Source organism: Aquirufa echingensis (assembly GCF_042714525.1).
GTDB lineage: Bacteria > Bacteroidota > Bacteroidia > Cytophagales > Spirosomataceae > Aquirufa > Aquirufa echingensis.
Window position 1 is genome coordinate 508,977 of sequence record NZ_JBBKYA010000001.1, and the last position, 14,308, is coordinate 523,284.

Here is a 14,308-nt window from a genome sequence, read left to right on the forward strand (position 1 = left end):
CACACGAAATTAAACATTTTCTTGAAAAAGCTTGGCCGCAATTTTGGCTGAACTCAAACAGAGAGGAATTCCACCTCCCGGATGAACGCTGCCGCCTATCCAATACATGTTTTTGATGGCGGACCGGTAATTCGGATGGCGCAAAAAGGCTGCAAATTTATTGTTAGATGCATTTCCATATAGGGCTCCACCAGCGGATGAAGTCCGCGATTCAATGCGGCGCGGGTCTAAATAGTCTTCCGCGACAAGGTAGTCTTCTAGATTTATGCCGAGTGTCCGATTGATTTTATCGATGACTTGTTGGCGACACCGCTGTACAAGCGCATCCCAGTCCTGACCCGAATCTGCCGGGGCATTGATTAACACAAACCAATTTTCACCCCCTGCCGGAGCATCTTCGGGAGCTACCTTACTAGATATGTGCACATAGACCGTTGGGTCCTCAAACAAAGTAGCTTGTTTGAATATAGCCTCAAATTCAGCTTGGTAGTCTTTGGAGAAAAAGATGTTATGCACGCCGAGTTCCTCGAAAATGCGGTTTACCCCCCAATAAAAGATGACACCTGAGCTCGATTTAGGCTGATTTAGTAATTTGCCGGGACGAAGTGTTTCGGGCAATAGTTTTTTGTAGCTAGGTCTAATATCTGCGTTACTGGCTACGAAATCAAAATCATAGGACCCTTTTTTTGTTACAATTCCATTGGCTATGTTGCCTGTCGTTCTAATTTTTTCAACGGCTTCATTCAAGTGGAATTGTACCCCTAAATCTTTAGCTAAACGAACGAGTGACCGAGGGATTTCGATCATCCCTCCTTTGGGGAAATAGGCCCCTAAGTTGTATTCTAAGTGTGGAATAATGGACAGCGTAGCAGGTGTTTGGTAGGGATCGGAACCATTATAAGTCGCATAGCGATCAAATAATTGAACCGTTTTAGGGTTTTTGAAGCGCTTTTTATGCGCTTGATGCATGGTTTGGAAGAGGCCTAATTGATGCAAATTTGCATAGCCGAGCATCGCTTTTTTACTTGTCCAAGTGCTCAGTTTATGTAAGGAATCATCGAGGAATAAATCGCTAATGATGTTGTATTTGGTTCCTGCGTCTTTAAGATATTGGCTAATATTTGTTGCATCTTCCTGAAGCGCTTCTGCCATCAATTTTGCCGTTTCTGAGGCGTCTTCTACCGTTTTTAGGCGGGTTTGGTCCTCCCAAAAATAGCTGCAGATTTCAGGCAATCGCTGATAATTCAAGTAATCGCGTGGGTTTTTACCGGCCAATTCAAATAATTCATCCACCAATTGGGGCATCGTAAACAAGGATGGTCCTGTGTCAAAACGATATCCTGCTAATTGCAGTTGGCCTAATTTCCCACCCGCTTCTTCATTTGCCTCAAAAACAGTAACCGCATGCCCCATTAATTGCATTCGAATCGCAAATGCAATTCCGCCAATACCTGATCCGACAATTCCAACTGTTGACATGTCAATTTAATTTCCCGTGAAATTAACTAAATAAGAATAAACGGGTAAATGTTTTACACTACATACTCTTTTCCGTAATTTTGCACGAATTTTTATAATAAACTATGTTACGTACACACACGAACGGCGAATTGAGAATGGAGCACGTGGGCCAAACAGTCACTTTATGTGGTTGGGTTCAAAAAACACGTGATAAGGGAGGCATGTTATGGATCGACTTACGCGATCGCTATGGCATCACCCAATTAATGTTGGAAGAAGGGAAATCAGATCCGTCGGCCTTGACTTTAGCGCGTGGCTTGGGTCGGGAGTTTGTTGTCGCAGCAGAAGGAGTTGTTGTAGAACGTTTGGCAAAAAATGACAAGTTGCCTACGGGTGATGTAGAGATTAAGGTGAGCAATTTACGCATCTTAAATCCTGCCAAATTACCTCCGTTTTTGATCGAAGATGAGACGGATGGTGGCGATGATATTCGCATGAAGTATCGTTATTTGGACTTGCGTCGTAATCCGATTCGTGAGAGTCTTCGTTTGCGCCACCAAGTAGGTCGTGAAGTGCGTAATTATTTAGATAAGCAAGATTTTATTGAGGTGGAAACTCCCGTGTTGATCAAGTCAACCCCGGAAGGTGCACGTGATTTCGTTGTGCCATCTCGGATGAATCCAGGTGAATTTTATGCCTTACCGCAATCGCCTCAAACCTTCAAGCAATTGTTGATGGTTTCGGGATTTGATCGTTATTACCAAATCGTAAAATGTTTCCGTGATGAGGATTTACGTGCGGATCGCCAACCAGAGTTTACGCAGATTGACTGTGAAATGTCATTTGTGGAGCAAGAGGATATCTTGAACATGTTTGAAGGCTTGATTCGTCATTTGTTCTCGACTGTCAAAGGTTTGGATATCGGCGAAGTGCCTCGAATGACTTATGCGGATGCGATGAAATATTACGGTTCTGATAAGCCGGATATTCGTTTTGATATGAAGTTCGTGGAGCTGAAAGGAGAGGGTATTGATTTGACTTCCGGAAAAGATTTTCAGGTTTTTGATGCAGCGAATACGGTTGTCGGGATTTGTGTGAAAGGAGCTGCAGAATATACGCGTAAACAATTGGATGAGTTGACGGATTTTGTTCGTCGTCCACAAATTGGCGCCAAAGGATTGATTTATGCACGCGTTCAGCCGGATGGTGTCGTGAAATCATCGGTTGATAAATTCTATTCAGAATCAGATTTAGCTACTTGGGCAGCAGCATTTAATGCGGAACCAGGAGATTTGATTTTGGTATTGTCTGGTGATGGAGATAAGGTGCGTAAGCAATTAAATGAGCTTCGTCTCGAAATGGGAACGCGCATGGGATTGCGTGATCCGAACAATTATAAAGTGCATTGGGTTGTTGATTTCCCATTATTAGAATACGGAGAGGAAGAGGACCGTTGGTTCGCGATGCACCATCCGTTTACAAGCCCTAAGCCAGAAGATATTTCCTTGATGGAAGCTGGTGACTTAGGTAAAGTTCGTGCGAATGCTTACGATTTAGTCGTGAATGGTGTAGAAGTGGGCGGAGGCTCCATTCGTATCTTCCAAAAAGATTTGCAGTCGAAAATGTTTGAGGTCCTTGGATTTAGCGAGGAGGAGGCGAAGGCGCAATTCGGTTTCTTGCTAGATGCGTTTGAATATGGAGCGCCGCCACATGGTGGTTTGGCGTTTGGTTTTGACCGACTATGTTCTTTGTTCGGAGGAACAGAATCCATTCGTGATTACATTGCCTTCCCTAAAAATAATGCAGGTCGTGATGTGATGATTGATTCGCCATCTCCATTGGCTCAGGCGCAATTGGATGAGTTGAAAATCAAAACGAATTTATAAGTTTTAGTAGCGATTTTGTCGCATTTCCCGCCTAGCTTTGGCAATCCTTTAAGGTTTGCCAAAGCTTAGTGTTGGGATGCTAGAACTCGTATTTAAACACAGGGCTTTCCCACTCGCCCGCATTAATATTCAAAACTTCTTTGATCTGTCCATGATGGATGTCAAATACCCAGCCATGTAAATGAGGGAATTGTCGTTTTGCCCACGCTTTTTGAACAATCGTCGTTTTAGCCAAATTTTGAATTTGTTCAGCAACATTAAGTTCCACCAACTTATTAAAGCGTAACTGTTCATCTTCAATGGTATGAAGCTCCGTGAAATGCTTCTCATAAACCTCCTTGATGTTACGAAGCCATTTATTAATTAAGCCAAAATCATGGTTAGTCATAGCCGCCTTTACGCCTCCGCAATTATAATGTCCACAAACGATAATATGTTTAACTTCCAATACTTCGACGGCGTATTGAAGTACCGACAGTAAATTAATGTCGGTATGAACAACCATATTGGCCACATTTCGATGGACAAAAATATCGCCCGGATCTGCGTGCGTTATTTCCTCAGCGGGTACACGACTATCTGCGCAGCCTATCCAGAGGAATAGCGGGTTTTGATCTTTCGATAAGTTATCGAAATAATGCTCATCAAGCTCAAGGCGCTCACTAGCCCAGGCTTTATTGCTCAACAATAATTTTTTATACTCCTTCATATTATTTCTTTTTTAAGTCGGCCTCTATGCCGCGTTCATGCGCTGTCGATATAAATTCTTGTATCAATTGATTGATATCATGGTCCATAAAATGCACTTTCGAAATGTCGATGTATACATCTGAACCTTGAGGTATTTTTCTTAAGGCTTCTTTTAAAGCCATTTTATGTAGAAACGTAACGTCCTTTTGAAACTTGATTAATACCTCGTTCCCATTTTGGAAAACGGAAAAAACGGAGGAGTAATTCGTGATGATGACAAAGATGAGGCCGATAACCGTACCGATGAATATGCCCCAAAGGAGATCTACCCCAACTACAACAGCAATGGTGATCAGGAATGGAACCCATTGTTTCCAGCCTTCTGAAAGTACTTTTTTGAATTCCTTTGGATGGGCTAATTTATATCCTGTATATAGCAAAATGCTGGCCAAGCAGGCTAACGGAATTTTATTTAAATACATGGGTAATGCCAAAACCGCTAAGAGCAAGAGTACGCCATGTACGAAACCAGACATCCTAGATTTTCCTCCTGCATAAATGTTCGTGGAGGAACGCACAATAACCGATGTAATGGGTAGGCCACCCAATAATCCACTACTTATATTGCCGATTCCTTGTGCGATCAATTCCCGATCTGCTGAAGCAATTCGTTTCTGCGGATCTAATGCCTCTGTCGCTTCTAAGGATAATAAACTCTCCAAAGAGGCTACGATTGCTAACGTAAATGCGATCGTATATACTTTTGGGTTTGTGAAAAAGGACCAATCGGGTAGTACGAGTCCGCTAATTGCCTCATTCATGTTCTTAAATACTGGGAGGCTCACCATGTGTTCTGCCGAGTTTCCTAGATACCATTGAGGGGCGTACCCAGCGAAAAAAAGATTCAATATGACTCCAAATAATACCACAATTAGTGAAGCTGGTAAAGCCTGCATCCAACGTAATTTATTTGCGACTGCGGTCCACAAAAACAAGATGAGTAAGCCCAAACTGGAAATGATTAATGCCCCTAACTTAATATCACGGAATGATGCCATTAATTCTGTAAAGGTATTTTGACCATCTGCAATTTGAGAAAATTCAAATTCTCCAATGAAGTCTAAGTCATCCCCAAATGCATGCGGAATCTGCTTTAAAATGATAACAATACCAATGGCGACAAGCATGCCACGAATAACTGATGACGGGAAAAATCCGCCAATTTTCCCCATTTTTATTAAGCCCAAGATAATTTGAATCACGCCGGCTAGAATGACCGCAATTAAAAATCCCGCGAAGCTTCCTAATTCATGAATGGCATTCGCGACGATGATGGTTAGGCCAGCTGCTGGGCCACTGACCGAAAGTTCTGAGCCGGAAAGAAGCGAAACAAGCATTCCGCCAATTATGCCGGCAACAAGGCCTGCCATCAAAGGTGCTCCTGATGCTAAGGCTATTCCAAGGCATAAAGGAAGGGCAACAAGAAATACGGCTATACCTGATTTCCAATCTCCTGCCAAGAGAGATTTACGATAATATTGAAAGTTCATACAAACGTTTTTAATGTGTCAAAACAATAATCTAACTATTTGTATGTGTATCGGGTGGGGTTATAATGGGGCAAAGATGCGCTTGACTTAAGCGATCTTGATAGTTGTAAATGTGTAAGATATTTTGTGTAAAATGGGGGATTAAAGCTTCTAAAGTCGACTTACTTACATAAACGGAATCTGTTAGGTCGTCTGAGTCTTCCGAATCTTCTTCCGAATCGACAGGAGCATAATTAATTACTATAGCCTGCTGTTCTGTTTGCTTGACTTGGAAACTATATCCATCAAAGGGATTTAAAGGCATCGTCGGTTCTTGTGCCGTACAAAACCCCGACATAAACTTTACCCATAAAATCAATAGCCACACCATTAGTCTAGCGTTGTTTTGAGTTGGTAAATAATCTTCCCTTGCGCATCGCGCTCCTGAACTAATTCCGGTTCTTGAGTGTCAAACTTGTCTTTTCCGTAGCGCCATTCTTTCTTTAATCGGCCACCTGTACCAAATTCATAATATTCGCGCCAGCGGCCCACGCGTATGCTGTCATCCAGCATGCCTTCTTCTTTTACATTTCCACTTACATAAAATGCGCGATATTGTCCCCGGACTTTGCCATAAACCACAGGAATCAGCTCTTTGATTTTCTTCTGTTCGTTGTCAAAATAGCTCATGCGAGACTCCACAGGAAAACCGCGATGAAAATATTGTTTGTTGAGTAGTTCCCCGTCCGGGCCATAGGTTTCCCAGCGACCATCCTTGGCTCCCATGTAGAAATATCCTTGTTCCGTCACGTTTTGGTTTACGACTCGTCGGAAAGGGCCGTGACAGATTTGTGCTGATTTATTATCTTTCAATGAGCCAGTTACGATGCGCGATTGAGCGGGGTCAAACCACCAAATTTCTGCAACATAAGGGCTAACTGCCTCATCTTCTACATATTTGACCACATTTATTTCTTCCTGTGTGTTCCGTGTTCCGCTGCCATAATTACCAAGACGTCTCTCCGTTTTTATTCCTGAATATTCGTCTTTAGGTAGTGCTTTTTTGGTTGCTCGGCGTGCGAGCATGCTCGCTTTAATGCCCAGGTTTTTGATTCCCAAATCCTCAATAATCGCTTTGCCCTCCGATTTGATTTTTTTTGCTCCTTCCAATTGTTCCTCCAAGCCCGTGCTAAGTCTACCTCCAAGAAATCCCTTTTGAGCGCTTGTGTCTGTCAACGGTTTTTTGGTAGAAATGACCGCTTGTGCCTGACCATAGCTTGAAAAGACAGCTACAACGAGGCAACAAAAAATAAGGAACTTGATTTTCATGGCATTTTAGAACGCAAAGCGCCCAAAAAAATTTCCCAAAAATAGGAATTTAAATGATTAGCTAGGGTAGTTTGTGTATTTTTGCAAGGTTTTTTACGAGTTAATTATCTCATAGCAATCAATCATTGAAAAAGGAAGCTAAAATATATGTAGCAGGACACCGAGGAATGGTGGGCTCTGCCATCGTTCGACAGTTACAAGCTCATGGCTATCAACACATCATTGTTCGTACATCCCAGGAATTGGATTTGCGGAATCAAGAAGCTGTGTCAGCGTTTTTCCAACAAGAAAAGCCGGATTATGTGTTTTTAGCTGCTGCCAAAGTAGGAGGTATCATTGCGAATAATACTTACCGGGCTGATTTTTTGTATGAAAATTTAGCGATTCAAAATAACGTCATTCATGCGGCTTATTTAAATCAGGTGACTAAATTGATGTTTTTAGGTTCATCATGTATTTACCCTAAAATGGCACCTCAGCCGCTGAAAGAGTCTTATTTGTTGACAGGTGTATTAGAGCCGACCAACGAACCCTATGCCATTGCCAAAATTGCCGGAATCAAAATGTGCGAGGCATACCGCGCGCAATATGGTTGTGATTTTATTTCAGTGATGCCGACAAATTTATACGGTCCAAATGATAATTACGATTTGCAGAATTCGCATGTGTTGCCTGCGATGATTCGGAAGTTTCATGAAGCGAAAGAGCGAGGGGATGCAACCATGGAATTGTGGGGAACGGGATCTCCCATGCGTGAATTCTTGTATGCAGATGATCTAGCGGAGGCCTGTTTATTCTTAATGGAAAATTACAGCGACACAGAATTGGTGAATATCGGTACGGGAGTAGACGTTACAATCAAAGAACTCGCGGAAACGGTCCAAAAAATTGTTGGCTTCGATGGAGAAATTCGTTGGGATGTCTCCAAGCCCGATGGTACCCCTCGTAAATTGATGGATGTTTCTAAACTTCATCAATTAGGCTGGAAGCACCATATCGAGTTGGCGGATGGAATTCATTTGGCCTATCAAGATTTTTTACAAAACCTCGCTTTGCGCAAATAATGGAAAAAGCGACGTGGTTTAGTACCTGGTTTGATTCTCCTTATTATCATCAATTATATGCGAGTCGGGATGATCAGGAAGCCAAACATTTTATTGAAACCTTACAGGCTTATTTGAAAATTGCACCTGGAGCGTTTGTTTTGGATGCGGCTTGTGGCAAAGGTCGTCATGCCAAAATGCTTCAGCGCCACGGGATGCATGTGGAGGGTTTTGATTTGTCCCCGAGTAGCATTGAGGAGGCAAATCGTTTGGCCAATAAACACTTACGTTTTTTTGTACATGACCTGCGTGTGCCTCTGCCTAAGCAAGCGCATTACGATGTTGTATTTAACTTTTTTACGAGTTTTGGGTATTTCGATGAACCTTCTGATAATGCTCGAGCATTCCAGACGTTTGCTGGAGGTTTGAAGCCAGATGGAATTTTGGTGATGGATTTTCTAAACCCCACCTATATTCTTGCGAATTTAGTTCCGGAAGAAGTTGTCAAACGCGGTGCAATCAAGTTTCATATTAAGCGTTGGGAAGAAAATGGCTATCTCTATAAATCCATTTCTTTCGAGGATCAAGGTAAATCCTATGCTTTTCAAGAGAAAGTTGAATTGATTTCCAAGGATGATTTTTTGGCTTATGCTGAGCAAGCGGGCTTAACATTTATCAATTTGGCGGGAGACTATTCTTTAGCTAAGTTTGATGAACAAAAATCACCTAGAATGATCTTTTTCTGGGCTAAGAAATAAGGCTTATGCAATCTTTTCGTGCACTCGTAACGGAAATCAGTCCTGAGGGCCAGGCGTCCACAGCGCTTCAAACTCTACCTTTGACTTTTTTGCCTGAGTCAGATGTTCTCATAAAAGTAGCATATTCCTCCTTGAATTATAAAGATGCTTTGTCGGCAAGCGGCCATAAAGGCATTACCCGAAATTTTCCACACATTCCTGGAATTGATGCAGCGGGTGTAGTTATAACCGACCTTTCAGGAAAATTTCCTTTAGGCGCTCGCGTTTTGGTTACCGGATTTGATATGGGGATGAATTCGCATGGAGGCTTGTCGGAGTATATTCGTGTGCCTGCCAATTGGGTTATCGAAATTCCAGAAAACTTACCTTCGCGCATCGCTATGCAATGGGGGACGGCGGGTTTAACGGCCGCCATGGCCGTTGATTCCTTGATTTCTAATCAGCTAAGCCCTGAAAAAGGTGAGGTGTTAGTGACGGGTGCCAGCGGAGGCGTAGGGATGATTAGTATTCGTTTGTTGAGTCATTTAGGATTTTCAGTGGTTGCCCTAAGCGGAAAACCTGCGTTTGAGGAAACGTTGAAAGGATTAGGAGCTTCGCGCGTTATTTCGAGGCAACAATTTGCTGAAGAACCTGTTAAAGCTCTCTATCCTATGGAATATGCGGGAGCAATTGATACACTTGGCGGGGATTATTTAGTTCAAGTTGTCAAGCGCTTACAATATGGCGGATCCGTAGCTGTTTGTGGCATGGCTGCGGGGGTAGAATTGCCGCTCCAAGTCTATCCATTTATTTTACGAGGAACGCGCATGCTTGGCATTTATTCTGCTGAATCTCCTTTGTTCTACAAACAGGTTTTGTGGGAGAAAATAGCTGAAATCTGGTCAGTCGACTTAGAAAGCCTCAGTCAAGAAATTAATCTTGAGGAGGTCCCTTCAGTACTTGAAAAAATGTTAGCGGGGAATAGTAGTGGTCGTTACTTGGTTAAAATTTAACAAATTTGATGCCTGCCTGATTCGGAATTTCGGGGAATGAAATGATATAATTTCCATTCGTCAGTTCCCTTACATCGAGCCTAATTTGTTGGCTTGGATTTTCAAAATTTACCGTTTTTATCCTTTGGCCTACTTGGTTCCAAAGCTCAACTTTCAGTGAAGCTGTTTGCTGGAACTTATCCGGTAAACCGAGTGTAATTTCATTCTGTGTCGGATTAGGGAAAGCTGTGATTTGAAGGAAGGGGTTTTGTTCTGCGTTAGCCAAGATGCTAATGCGATAATTTTCTGAGCTTGCCACGCAACCATTGATGTCTGTCAATTTAATTGCATAGGTTCCCGATTCTGTGGGCAGGTAATTGGCTTCAATCGCCCCAGGGATTGCTTTCCCGTTCAAATACCACTGCATGTTATTCCCTCCAGATGATCTCAAGACTCCATTTGCATAGGACAATAAGGGAGATAAAGGGTTTGAATAGACTAAATTGAAGCTGCTGCTTGTGTTGCTGCAGTTGGAGATGTTGCTAACTTGGGCCTGATAAATTCCGGATTTATTTGCAGAAAAACTTGCCTGTGTCGCTCCCTCAATAGCAACACCGTTCAATAACCATTGAATGGATGAGTTTTCGCTATAGGTTGCCACTAAGGATTTTATTTCGTTTGAACAAGCCGTTAGGGTTCCCGTTGGGCTTATGCTTACGGTGGGACTTGGACTTGTGTTCACTGCCACTTGGCTCCGGGGGCTCGGGCAACCCACGGATCGGAATTTCATGTCATAGAAATAATAATAGCCTGTCGTAATTGCCGATCCATTGAATTTGGCTCCTGTAAGTGAAAGAATGTTGGCTATGCTGTAGGGATAGCCCAAATTTGTAGGTGCGTTAACCGTATCCGCCAAACTTCGATTACTTCGGAAAATACTGGCTCCATTTGAACATGTTTGCGAAATCAAATAGCTCCCAGCCTTCGGGAAAGCTAGGTTCAAATAGACGATTTGGCCTGGATCGCTTTTATCGTCGATGAGTTGGCCTCCCACGCGCGTCAAATTGCTCTGCGTGCGTGTGGCTTCTACTTCTTTGGTTGTGGAGGCCACAAGTTCTCCTGTATCCTTGTTGTACACGCTGAACGTGATCGTCCCAGAAGTTCCTACGTAGATGCGGGCACTTTCTAAAACGATGGGGCTTTTTATTTCAAAGATAGGTTGTGGTCCGAAGTTTTCGTAATAGGTTCCTGTTCCAAATGCCAACTTGCCACTCGGACTCAAGTTGCCAGAAAAATCGGCCTGCGCAACTTGGTACGTGGCAGTTGCCGGAAGACTAATTTTCGGTCCCGTACCTACCAATGTATTGTTTGCATACCAAAGCGCCCCATCACTAAGGGATGTCAAATTGACCAAAGTCCCCGGTGTACACTGGGTTCCTGTGGCGACGGGAGTTTGAGGACTTTCAATTTTCTGTTGAATTTGGATTTTGTTGTTGGGGGCGTATTGGTCGCTTGCCAACTGGTTTGTGAGTTCAAAATTGTAGGTTTTACCTGCTAGGAGTGTGATATCTGCTTGCAAGGCAAGCTCTTGTTCGTGGCCAGCAAAGATTTTGTTAACAATACCTTTTAAGGTTCCGATCTGTTGGGCATTTTCAAAAACTGAAATCTGAACGGGTACATTGTTTTGTGTTTTAGTGCCACTATTCTTCACTCGTGCGATGAGTTTGAGGCTGCCGGTATTTTGACAGAAATTACCCACGGGAGTTGAGATGCCTGTGGCTTCCATGTCGTTGGACGCCTGTAAAACTTGAATGCTTGTTTCGAGGATATTTCCATTCGAAATCGTGCCACAGCTGCCTGAAATCGGGTCATTTGATGCCAATATGCGCACTTTATAGCGTTTGTTGACCGATACGCTAGTTGGTGGTGTAATGGAAAGGTTAATACTGTTAGCGCTAAGGTTTGTCGACGCATTGATTAATTCATCCGCATCATCAAAATCTCCATCCTGATTCCAATCAGCCACTGCTCGCAAGTTTTTGGCTGTTGAATTGCTGAATAGGATGTTGGCAATTTTCGTTTCCCCCATTTCAACGGGAATGGCCGTTCCAGAACTATCAAGTGTATTTGCGATGGATTTACTATCCACCAAAACTTGTGATATCAGTAATTTATTTGTGCTTGTGCTTACACTACAATATGTTTTACCCGCGATGCCAGAAAGAATCAGTGAAAAGTCTTGCAAATTGTTTTTCAACGTCCCTTTGTGATTGATTGATAAGGTATAAGTCTCGCCTGGGATGCTTTGGTGAATTATGATTTTTTCAATGTTATCTAGATTATTTACCCCAGTTTTGGCAAGAGCACTCGGATTTTCTGGGTCTAAGGTAAAGGGAAGGTAGGTGCCTTTGCTATCCTGAATTTTGATGTCTAAATCATTGACGAGCCGAGGAGTTCGGTTATTCAAACTGCTCGCTACAAGAGGCAAAACGTTGCCTTCTGGATCAGTCCAAGATAGCGTAACGCTAATATTTCCTGCTCCTGATGCTATCAGCTTTTCTGTATATAAAGTGCCATTGCTTAAACTAAGCTCTCGGATTGCTTGGGTTTTATCCGTGTTTTGAATGACTTTTGCAGCGCTTTCTGCATTCAATAATCCCCATCCGCTTTGGTAGTCGGGCCCCACAGGTCCAAAATCCATCGCTGTGTGGATGACCAATCCTTTTAGCGTTGCGGAACGCATGAATTTGCCATTATTTAGACGATTGTATAACTGCTGAAGCAAAAACAAAGATCCGGCAACTTGCGGGGAAGACATGGAGGTCCCGTCGAGGGTTGTGTAGGCCGCATTTGAGGTGTTGCTGGTGGATAAAATATCGGTCCCTACGCCCATAATATCCGGTTTGATCCGACCGTCGTCGGTAGGACCCCAACTCGTAAAATTGCTTACTCGGAGATCAGAAGCAAGGTTAGGGGTTTGTTGGATTGACTCAATGGCTCCCACGGTCAAGATATTTTTTGCAGTACCCGTCGTGGAGATGATATCATAAGCGTCGTTTTTTGACCGGATGATATTGCTGGAATCTTTTGTGTTTTTGAGGTAATAATATTCGCCTTTGGTGAAATCAGGGCCATTTTCTGATCGGCTATTTCCAGCTGATTTGGTAATGAGGTAGTAGGGGGCATTGAAGGCAATCTTGTCCAAGGCTTGCGCATTGCTGTCATAATACCCGAACTTATAATCTTCTAGTGTGCTGATAGCATCATTTCCCCACCACTGCCATTTGTTTTTCGTCGAGTCATAAACCCATCCCGCCTGATACCCATAGGAATGATTACTGATTAATAAATTCGGTGATGCTGCACTAATTTCTGAATTGTCATTATTATAATCCCAGACCTTTAAATCCGCTCCGAAAGCCATTCCACGTGCCGAAGCAATTACCCCACTAGCAATCATTGTTCCCGCAACGTGCGTGGCGTGCAGGTCGGATGTTAATACACTCTCTTGTGATTTTATGCGACTGCCAAATTCCTGATGCGTCGACATTGCACCTCCGCCATCCCAAAGGGCTAGTTTTCCAGCAAGCGTGTCAGATTTCCCCGTTAAGGCAAGGCTTAATCCTCCCGTGCTATACAATTGATCAGTACGTGTTATTTGTGCAGAACGGCGATTCGACTCGATCCCTAGATATAGGGCTTCTCCAAGTGAATTGATCTGCTGTAAAGTGATTTTTTTATCCCCGATTTGGTCTTGGAGTTTAATGCCATTCTGTTTGGCGAGTGCTTGACTCTGTAAATACTGCTTATTTTGCTCCCGACTGAAATCATCCGCAAACTCTTGCATGCGTTGTTTATTTTCACCCCTGTACAATTCATGTTGGGCATGAATGCTCATGGAGAAAATAAGCATCAAGATAACCGTGTTAAGTAGTTGTTGGGGGCGCATCACACAGAGCTAAAGTACTAATTTAGGCTTTTTCCTTTAATTCTACACGAAAGGTTTTTCGGTGGATTTCCGTAGGTCCTATGCGAAGGACTGCCTTTCGATGTTCCAAGGTCGGATAGCCCGCATTTCGCTCCCATCCGTAGCCTGGAAAGCGTTCTGCAGCTTTTTGCATCCATTCATCTCGATAAGTTTTGGATAATATGGAAGCTGCCGCAATCGAAAAATACTTGGAATCTCCTTTCACAATGCAGGTGTGCTGGACAAATGGGTAGCTAATAAAACGATTTCCGTCGACTAATAAATGGTCAGGTTTAGTTTGTAGTTTGTCCACAGCTTTGTGCATCGCCATGACACTTGCTTTGTAGATATTAATTTGATCAATCGTCTCATGGTCAACTTCTGCAATCGCATAATCAATGGCATAGGTTTTGACCACTTCGATTAATTGTTGCCGCTGTTTCGCATTCAATTGTTTAGAATCAGTCAATAATTTATCATGAAAATCTTTGGGTAAAATGACAGCAGCTGCAACTACAGGTCCTGCCAAACACCCTCGACCGGCTTCATCTAGGCCTGCTTCGATCCCTTCAGCATGAAAATAAGGTAGTAAAGCGTGTTTAATTATTGACATTATTCCGTTGCGTACAATAAATTTTGTTGGTGTTTCCACAAATATGGCTTAAAATTGCTAA

At 42.9% G+C, this 14,308-nt stretch carries 11 protein-coding genes; 4 read left to right on the forward strand and 7 right to left on the reverse strand.

Going from position 1 to position 14,308, the window contains the following annotated elements:
• Positions 1–9: 9 nt before the first annotated feature.
• Complete coding sequence (crtD, locus tag SKC38_RS02255; RefSeq protein WP_377974712.1) at positions 10–1,479, reverse strand: 1-hydroxycarotenoid 3,4-desaturase CrtD; 1,470 nt, start codon at positions 1,477–1,479, stop codon at positions 10–12.
• A gap of 104 nt (positions 1,480–1,583) precedes the next feature.
• Between crtD and aspS the strand changes: the two genes are divergently transcribed.
• Positions 1,584–3,347: an aspartate--tRNA ligase gene (aspS, locus tag SKC38_RS02260; protein WP_377974714.1), complete on the forward strand. Its 1,764-nt coding sequence runs from the start codon at positions 1,584–1,586 to the stop codon at positions 3,345–3,347.
• Between the two features lie 79 nt (positions 3,348–3,426).
• Here aspS and SKC38_RS02265 read toward each other — a convergent pair whose 3' ends face one another.
• The 4 genes from SKC38_RS02265 to SKC38_RS02280 are packed head-to-tail and all read right to left on the reverse strand — an operon-like array spanning position 3,427 to position 6,895.
• Positions 3,427–4,056, reverse strand: coding sequence for a carbonic anhydrase (locus SKC38_RS02265; protein ID WP_377974716.1), 630 nt, complete (start codon positions 4,054–4,056; stop codon positions 3,427–3,429).
• A gap of 1 nt (position 4,057) precedes the next feature.
• Positions 4,058–5,587: a SulP family inorganic anion transporter gene (locus tag SKC38_RS02270; protein ID WP_377974718.1), complete on the reverse strand. Its 1,530-nt coding sequence runs from the start codon at positions 5,585–5,587 to the stop codon at positions 4,058–4,060.
• A 31-nt stretch (positions 5,588–5,618) separates the two neighbouring features.
• A complete protein-coding gene (locus tag SKC38_RS02275) occupies positions 5,619–5,924 on the reverse strand; it encodes a hypothetical protein (protein ID WP_377974719.1) in 306 nt (101 codons plus the stop codon).
• Positions 5,925–5,956: 32 nt separating this feature from the next.
• Entirely contained in the window at positions 5,957–6,895 is a 939-nt protein-coding gene (locus SKC38_RS02280) for a toxin-antitoxin system YwqK family antitoxin (protein WP_377974721.1), read from the reverse strand.
• A 125-nt stretch (positions 6,896–7,020) separates the two neighbouring features.
• On the opposite strand from SKC38_RS02280, the gene fcl reads away from it, so the two are divergent.
• Genes fcl through SKC38_RS02295 form a run of 3 tightly spaced genes read left to right on the forward strand, consistent with a single transcriptional unit; the run spans position 7,021 to position 9,688 of the window.
• Positions 7,021–7,959, forward strand: a complete 939-nt coding sequence (gene fcl, locus SKC38_RS02285) for a GDP-L-fucose synthase (protein ID WP_377974722.1) — start codon at positions 7,021–7,023, stop codon at positions 7,957–7,959.
• Positions 7,959–8,696, forward strand: a complete 738-nt coding sequence (locus SKC38_RS02290) for a class I SAM-dependent methyltransferase (RefSeq protein ID WP_377974724.1) — start codon at positions 7,959–7,961, stop codon at positions 8,694–8,696. Before fcl ends, SKC38_RS02290 begins: the two co-directional genes overlap by 1 nt.
• 5 nt (positions 8,697–8,701) lie before the next feature.
• Positions 8,702–9,688: a YhdH/YhfP family quinone oxidoreductase gene (locus SKC38_RS02295; protein ID WP_377974726.1), complete on the forward strand. Its 987-nt coding sequence runs from the start codon at positions 8,702–8,704 to the stop codon at positions 9,686–9,688.
• Here SKC38_RS02295 and SKC38_RS02300 read toward each other — a convergent pair.
• Complete coding sequence (locus SKC38_RS02300) at positions 9,678–13,580, reverse strand: S8 family serine peptidase (protein WP_377974870.1); 3,903 nt, start codon at positions 13,578–13,580, stop codon at positions 9,678–9,680. The two genes, SKC38_RS02295 and SKC38_RS02300, sit on opposite strands and share 11 nt — an antisense overlap.
• Before the next feature lie 58 nt (positions 13,581–13,638).
• Positions 13,639–14,247, reverse strand: a complete 609-nt coding sequence (locus tag SKC38_RS02305) for a ribonuclease HII (protein ID WP_377974727.1) — start codon at positions 14,245–14,247, stop codon at positions 13,639–13,641.
• Positions 14,248–14,308: the final 61 nt, after the last annotated feature.